This window comes from Fusobacterium sp. (genome assembly GCF_030528405.1).
Taxonomy (GTDB): domain Bacteria; phylum Fusobacteriota; class Fusobacteriia; order Fusobacteriales; family Fusobacteriaceae; genus Fusobacterium.
The window spans coordinates 1-7,554 of record NZ_JAUMYY010000057.1; the positions used below are offsets into that span (position 1 = coordinate 1).

Here is a 7,554-nt window from a genome sequence, read left to right on the forward strand (position 1 = left end):
TTTCAGAAATGAAGACTTGAAATTCATTTTATAATTTCCTTAGGAATAAAAAAATAGGCTGTTGCAATCTTTTAAACAACAGCCTTTTCTTAAATTTAGTTCTTATGATTTTTACATTCCTTACATATACCTTTTAAGTATATATGTTTTTCTGTTATGTCACTTCCCTGTATTTCCTCACAAGCAGAATAATTTATATCTATCAGATCTATATCTATCAATTTACCACAGTTTACACATTTAAAATGCCCATGTGAACCCATTACTAAATCATACCTTGTTTCATTTTCTTCAATAACAACCATAGTTGTAATCTTTCTTTCTATGAAAAGATTTAGTGTATTATAGACAGTTGTCTTAGAAAGTGTTGGTATCTCTGGACAAAGAGCTCTATATATCATATCAACTGTTGGATGGTTATTATTTTCCATCATATATTGAAATATTTTTAATCTTTGATAAGATGGTTTTATTCCATGTTCCTTTAAATAAGTACTTATATCCTCTGTATAAAAATACACAAAAATCTTCCTCTCTTTTATAAAATTTGTAATCATTACAAGTGTATACATAGTACATTATTTTAATATCATTGTCAATGCTTTTATAATATTTTTTTCATAACATACCTATCTATATTTTTACCATATTCATCTTTCAAAAGTTTATCTTGAATATAGCCATTTTTTTTATACATTTTTATTGCAATTTTATTATTTGGATCAACTGTTAATTCTATTTCTTTAAAATCTAAAGATTTTAAATACTTTTCTGTTTCAAGTAATAAGAAATTTGCATAGCCTCTATGTCTATATTTTTTTAATGTAGATATTCCATACAAAAATACAGTCTTTTTATTAAAACTCTGCATATATTCTATTATAGAAATTATTTTACCGTCAATTTCCACAACAAAAACTAAACCATATCTTATAAGAGCTTTAATTATCCAAAGATCAACATTCCCTGCTCCATCAAAAGCTTCTTCTTCAATCTTTACTATCTCCTGCATAGTTTCATATCCTGGCTCTGTGATTTTAACTAATTTCATAAATATCACCTCTTTATTGTTTCAATAGACAATTTTACTTAAGTATAAGCCTTCTGGTTCCACTAAAATTTTCTTGTATTCTTTAGAAAAGTCTTTTAATAAGATTTCTATATAATTTTCTGGTAACCTAGATTGATAAATAGCTAAAGCTGTTCCAATCATTATTCTAATTTGTGATTTTAAAAAAGAGCTTCCCCTTATTGTTATCTTTACTTTATTATTTTCAAAATTATCAATATCTATTTTTTCTATTTCCCTTATGCTTATCTTACTAACACAATCCTTTAATCTAAAATTATGAAAATCTTTTATTCCTATAAAGGGTAAAAATATTTCTTTTAATTTTTCAATATTAATTTTATCGGGAAAATATTTTACATACCTGGCTTCAAAAGGATTTCTCTCAGAAGAAATAATATATTCGTATTCTCTATACTTAGCATCATATCTTGAATTAAAATTTTCTTTGACTTCCTCAACTTCAAATACATAAATGTCTCGAGGTAAACCTCTATTTAAGAGATATTTAAATTTTTCAACAGTTATTGAGGATATAGTGTAAAAGTTTGAAACCTGATGTTTAGCATGAACTCCTCTATCTGTCCTTCCAGCAGAAATTAAATTAATTTCTTCATTACAAACTAAATTTAATATTTTTTCAATTTCTCCCTGAACTGTTATATGCTTTGGCTGCCTTTGAAAACCAAAATATCTTGAACCGTCATACATATAACTTAGCTTTATATTTCTTTTGTTTATTGTTTCTAACATTTTTTCTCCACGAACAAAAAATTATATTTTAAATCTTTTGCATTAATTGTTCAAAAGTCTCTATTAATTTTTTCTTTACTTCATCTCTATCAAATATTCTACAACCTGAAGCATTTTTATGGCCTCCTCCTGAAAAACCAACTAAATCCCCCATTTTTTTTGCAATTTCACTGACATCTATATCATTTTTACTTCTAAATGAAACAGTCCCATAGATATTTAAAAAGGCTACTATATCATAGTCCATTTTTTTATCTGCAAATATTTTATCTGCTATAAGAGATTGATAATCCCCTTCTATTCCGTAAACTACTCCCAATTTATACTTTTTAAATGGTAATGTATAAATTGCCCTTTTAGTAAAATTATATACTGAGTCCATCTTTAAATTATAAGCTTCATCTAATAATGTAAAATAATTAAAAACTTCCTCTGTATAATTATTTGAATTGACCCTCGTTACTATAAATCTATAAAAAGCTTCCGAACCTAATATTTTTTCAGCTGAATTAATCGATAAAGCTCTTTTTTTTAGCTTAATATGCTCTTGAGAACTTCCTAAATTCTTCCATTGGAATGTGTCCCACAATGATGTTGCTTCTGTAAGTGGTTTTAATTTATCATATAATTTTTTATATGTATTGACATTTTCACTATTTTCCTTGAGTTTATTAAAATATTCTAAAGTTAAATAAGCTGCACTAACTTTATCATCCCATACAAATTCTATATTTTTACAACAATCTTCATCTTTATAAAAAGATGGATGATTCGTTAAATGATGATCAATATTAATTATATTCGTATAAGATAAATATTGCATTTTTAACCATTCAACACTAGGAATTGGTCTATCTAATATATACACCTTATCCCTTTTTCCAAGAGAAGTGTAGTTACATATATAATTGAAGGTTTTGTCTGTTTGAGCTAAAGTAACATCCATACTGCTCATTATTAAAAAAGTCTTATTTTTATCTTCTATCTCCTCAAATAATTTTACTATCATCGCTGCCACTAAGCCATCCGCATCCGCATGAGTCAATATTATAATTTTAGGGTATTCACCCATTTTATACCTTGTATCGCATAATATGTCTGCCATTTTTTCTCCTCTCCAGATAAAACAATCTATTAATTATAGCATATAGAGAAAAAAAATTCTATAAACTATTGTCAAATAAAAGAAAAAATTCTATTTATATAATATTTTTCATCAACACCATTTTGACACAGATCTAAAAAAGAAGCTGTTACATTTTAAAAATTTCATCTATTTTTTATCATTACTTAATATTCAAAGGAGCCTTTGGTATGCTCTTAAGATATTTAAGCTATTGAATAAAACTTCAAAAAATTTTAATTTGTAACAGCTCTTGTCTAAAATTTTATTTAATTTTTAATACTTTCATAGATGAACTCAGCATAAATTTTGGCTCCCTCTTTATTAGGGTGAGTTGCATCTTTATAAAACATTTCTTTCTTTCCTTTAGCCTTTTTATACCAGTCAATAATAACTATGTTATCATAATCCTTTGACCACTCATTTAAATTTTTATTTATTGTTTCTTCCCAAAATTTTGGAACCACTGAATTCATCAAATATACTTTTTTATCTTTTAATATTTCCATAGATTTTTCAAAAGATTCTTTATTCATTACTCCATTTGTTCCCAAATGAATTACAACTCTATCACTTAAACTATTTTTATTTTTTAATTCTTCTAAAATTTGTGGTAAATTAGTAAACTGCCTTGATACCTTTGCATCTATGAATGAATTTACGAATATTTCTTTTATAAAAGGTTCTGCTCCCTTCATAACAGAATCTCCTATAAATGTATACTCTTCTTCGTCATGAAAGTCAGCAACATCAGCATCCTCTTTTTTTTCTGTTAATTCTTCATCTACTAGTTTTTTATCTGTTTTAGGATCTTTTGTTTCCTGTACTTCTCCAACATCTGTAGATGCTTTTTCTAAATCCATATTCTCTTCATTTTCTTTTACTTTCTCAATTTCATTTATTTCTATAGTTTTTACTTCATCTTTTTCCAAATCGTTCTCTGTTAATCTTTTTTCAAAATCATCAGAAATTTCTGTTTTTTGAATTTCTGAGTTTAAATTTTTTAACTGCATTTCTATTTCAACTTCATTTATTCTTTCCTCTATAATTTTTGAAGTTGTTTCTTCACTTATAGGAAGGAAAAATATTAACATAAGATAAACTATAAAAAAAGTTTTTTGTAATAATTTTGCCATTTTCACTCTCTCTTCCAAAAATATATATGAAATTTCTGAAACAATAATTAAAATAGTCACTTGTATCCCAACTGTATAAATATATTTAATATCAGACCATTTAAAATATTCTTCTGAAAATACCATTATTGGATATTGCCACAAATAATAACAATAACTATGTTTCCCTAAGCCAGCTATGATTTTAAAAATCTTATTGTCACAACTTAAAAAATTACTTTTTACTGTTGTAACTACTATTATACCTGATAAAATACTTAAAAAATAAAGTAAACCTCTATAATTAATTTCCATAAGATAATCGACATATAAAATAGCTGCTACTATGAGTACTAAAGAAATTGAAGAAAAAATCTTCATTTTTTTCTCATTTATTTTTTTATCTTTAAATGCAAAATAATATGCTCCTCCTATTAAAAGGGAAAAAACTCTTGTGTCACTACCATAATATAAAGTGTTTATATCGTAATTTTGTTCTGCTTTAAGAAACATTATTACTGCAGATACAAGCGATAAAATTAAAAGAATTATAGTACTTTTCTTATAGTTAACTTTTAATTTTTTTAGGCTATATATTAAAAATGGGTATAGTATATAAAATTGAATTTCAATAGATAGGGTCCATGTGTGTAGGAGTGGATACATATCTCCACTTCTTTCAAAATATGACATTCCACTTTGAATTTGGTATATATTACTCAAACCTAAAAAAGCCGATAGTGAGCTATATATCATCTTTTTTGTTAAATAACCATTAAATAAAAAATATCCTGAACAAATAACTGCTAAAACAATTGTTAAAAGTGGATATATTTTTGAGAAACGTTTAAAAATAAATTGAAGATAACTCTCTTTTCTTTCATTTAAAATCGCACTTATAAAATATCCACTTATAACAAAGAAAACGATTACACCTATGTAAGTACCCTTGTACTCATATAGATGGTATATTATTACAGAAATAACAGATAGTGCTTTTAAAACATCTATACCTATATTTCTTTTTTCCAATCTCTCCATTTAACTCCCCAAAATAGTATTTTATATAAAATTTTATAAATTCTAAAATCTAAACTTTCAAAAAATATACCTTTATTATATAATATTTTTTATTTTTTGAGAAATATTTTTTTATTATCCTTGATTTAATTTAAAATTTTTTAATTAATATCATTTGATACAGTGAAGTATTCCCAATTTTTTGAACAAAAATTTAAGCAGTTTTATCTTCCATTCTCTTGCTATGGAAGCTCTCACTTCTTCATCTTTTGCATTTTGATTTATAAATATCTTTTTAGTTACCTTATCATAAAAAGCTATTATTTCTTTTCCTTCTGATTTTAATTCATTAATTCTTTCTATGCTTTCTAATTTTTTTTAAAATTTCTGTTAAAAACTCTTTAATAAATCCCTTAGCAAATAGCCCAAGATTTAACTTAGGCTATCTATAAAAAATTTATTCTTTAATCAATTTTTCTAAGCCCATCTCTTTCAATGATTGTTTTTCTCTCTCTACTATATATTCATCTACTGCTTCATGACCTTCTTTCACTTTTTTTTCTAATAGTAATATTTCTTCAAAAAGTTCTTTGAGCCATTCCACTCTATTTCTTTGTTCTTCTGAATACCCTTCTTGATATTCTTCTTTTACTTTTTCAATATACGGTAGTATTTCGTCATATCTTTTAAACTTTGCCATTGATGTTGCTAAAAACATATATTCATGGACTTTATCAAAATATGCTTCTTTTAAACCTTCTAATATATTTTCTTCACTTTCTTTTTCTTTAAACCATTTATATAGTCCATTTTGAATTAATTCTAATATCTCTGCCATACTATTTTTTATTTCTTCTTCATTTCTTATATCCCACCATTGATATTGCCAATGTGATTTCTCTTTTGAAAATACATTAATTCTTCCTCCTATACTCATTGCTCCTTTTAATGTTCCACACCATAATGGAGCTACTCCAAAATTTACTGTTAATCTATCATAGTGTCTCTGAAAAGTTATTATTTCACGTAGTTTTAATTTATTTACTTTATAAAAATGGATAGTTCCTTTTTTATAATATCCATCTTTTTTTAAAGGTTTATCAAAATATTCTCTAAAATATTTTTTATAAATTTCATTAAATTCTTTTGTTGATAATTCTTCCATTCAATTAACCTCCTATTTTACAAAAAATATGTTTTATGACTTTATTATTCTAACTATTTCATATTCCACCTAGTATATGTGAAAATTCTTCAAATACTGTTCTTTCTATAAATCCCTTAGCAAATAGCCCAAGATTTAACTTAGGCTATCTATAAAAAATTTATTTTTTCTTTCTTCCTTTTTCTATCCAAACTAAGTCACTGATATCTAAATCATATTCAGGAGGTGAACTGGGACTTCCATAAGGTAATCTATATTTTTCTTTATTTTTTATTATTGATTTACCTATATATTCTACACCTTTACCTAACATCATATTTTTTTGTAAAGCTTTCTTAAATTCTTTAAATAAAAACTGCGCTCTTTCATCTTCTGATATTGTTGTTATTTCTCCTGGCATAATACTATTTGTTTCATAGTATATTCCCGATGGTTTAAATATTATTGTTCCTTGCGTATTTTTTAAATCATACCGACATCCACCTTTAGAAAATTCAAATCTTTCGTATTCAAATTTTTCATTTTTTTTTAATACAAAATACCTCCATTGACTATAAAAAATATCATTATAAGTACCTATTCTTATTAATCCAATCTCAGGCAGGTCTCCTATACTATTATATATTAGAAATTTAGGTTCATAATATATATCATCCTTCACATATTGTAAACCGCCTATTTTCTCTTCTAATTCTTTAACTCCAGCTATCATATCTTCTTTTAAAGCACGGAAGTACATTCCTCTTCCCCTCATCTCAAACCTCCCCATTAATATCTTTTTTTAATTTCGTTAAGTATTTCATTCAAATTTCCTGTTCCTGTTCCTTTAGGAATTGTTATTAATTCTGGATTATTAAGTCCTTCTCTTGTAATCTTTATATTAATTAAATCAGCTGCTTTTGCTTCTCTATTTGTTAATAATCCTGTTTTTTTATAAGTATCTACTGTGTTAATCCTTATCGTAATTTCATTTCCATTTATCATTTTTTTAGCAGTAATGTCAACATAATTACTACCTTTTTTACTTCCTTCAATAAGAGGTTTCATATACTCCTCTTTTTCTATACCTCCTCCACCTGTAATTTTCCAGTTATCTTCAATTAATGTGTTTCCTATATCGTTTTTAAGTTGATTTCTCGTTTCTTCCTTTCCTAATCTTCCTCCTTTTTTTGCTTCAGGAGTTTTTGAAGAACTTTCTATCTCCTTTAAATTATCTCTTTCAGTATTCTCTACTAAATTCTTACCTACAATTGCATATACTGAGCCTGATTTCATTCCTCCTGCTATTTCTTTTGCTATTACTGAAAAA

At 25.7% G+C, this 7,554-nt stretch carries 8 protein-coding genes; all 8 read right to left on the bottom strand.

The window, feature by feature from the left end; translation table 11 throughout:
- Positions 1-95 precede the first annotated feature (95 nt).
- Positions 96-527 carry a Fur family transcriptional regulator gene (locus Q4A58_RS07610; RefSeq protein WP_303118048.1) on the bottom strand — a complete coding sequence of 144 codons (432 nt, stop codon included), beginning with the start codon at positions 525-527 and terminating at the stop codon, positions 96-98.
- 77 nt (positions 528-604) lie between these two features.
- Positions 605-1,051, bottom strand: coding sequence for a GNAT family N-acetyltransferase (locus Q4A58_RS07615; protein WP_303118038.1), 447 nt, complete (start codon positions 1,049-1,051; stop codon positions 605-607).
- A 21-nt stretch (positions 1,052-1,072) separates the two neighbouring features.
- The gene (gene truA / locus Q4A58_RS07620; protein WP_303118050.1) at positions 1,073-1,810 is read right to left on the bottom strand and encodes a tRNA pseudouridine(38-40) synthase TruA; all 738 of its coding nucleotides are present in this window, start codon (positions 1,808-1,810) and stop codon (positions 1,073-1,075) included.
- Positions 1,811-1,850: 40 nt separating this feature from the next.
- Complete coding sequence (locus Q4A58_RS07625) at positions 1,851-2,927, bottom strand: DHHA1 domain-containing protein (RefSeq protein WP_303118040.1); 1,077 nt, start codon at positions 2,925-2,927, stop codon at positions 1,851-1,853.
- Between the two features lie 287 nt (positions 2,928-3,214).
- On the bottom strand, positions 3,215-5,101 hold the full coding sequence (locus Q4A58_RS07630; RefSeq protein ID WP_303118041.1) for an acyltransferase family protein: 1,887 nt from the start codon (positions 5,099-5,101) through the stop codon (positions 3,215-3,217).
- 436 nt (positions 5,102-5,537) lie between these two features.
- Positions 5,538-6,245 carry a DUF4304 domain-containing protein gene (locus Q4A58_RS07635; RefSeq protein WP_303118043.1) on the bottom strand — a complete coding sequence of 236 codons (708 nt, stop codon included), beginning with the start codon at positions 6,243-6,245 and terminating at the stop codon, positions 5,538-5,540.
- A 160-nt stretch (positions 6,246-6,405) separates the two neighbouring features.
- Positions 6,406-6,999: a hypothetical protein gene (locus tag Q4A58_RS07640; RefSeq protein WP_303118045.1), complete on the bottom strand. Its 594-nt coding sequence runs from the start codon at positions 6,997-6,999 to the stop codon at positions 6,406-6,408.
- Between the two features lie 14 nt (positions 7,000-7,013).
- Positions 7,014-7,554: hypothetical protein (locus Q4A58_RS07645; RefSeq protein WP_303118046.1), on the bottom strand; the 541-nt coding region annotated here is incomplete at its 5' end.

What these genes read in the sequence shown, in the direction of transcription:
- Q4A58_RS07615 (WP_303118038.1), bottom strand. Translation starts at nt 1,051, where the DNA reads ATGAAATTAGTTAAAATCACAGAGCCAGGATATGAAACTATGCAGGAG.
- Q4A58_RS07625 (WP_303118040.1), bottom strand. Translation starts at nt 2,927, where the DNA reads ATGGCAGACATATTATGCGATACAAGGTATAAAATGGGTGAATACCCT.
- Q4A58_RS07630 (WP_303118041.1), bottom strand. Translation starts at nt 5,101, where the DNA reads ATGGAGAGATTGGAAAAAAGAAATATAGGTATAGATGTTTTAAAAGCA.
- Q4A58_RS07635 (WP_303118043.1), bottom strand. Translation starts at nt 6,245, where the DNA reads ATGGAAGAATTATCAACAAAAGAATTTAATGAAATTTATAAAAAATAT.
- Q4A58_RS07640 (WP_303118045.1), bottom strand. Translation starts at nt 6,999, where the DNA reads ATGAGGGGAAGAGGAATGTACTTCCGTGCTTTAAAAGAAGATATGATA.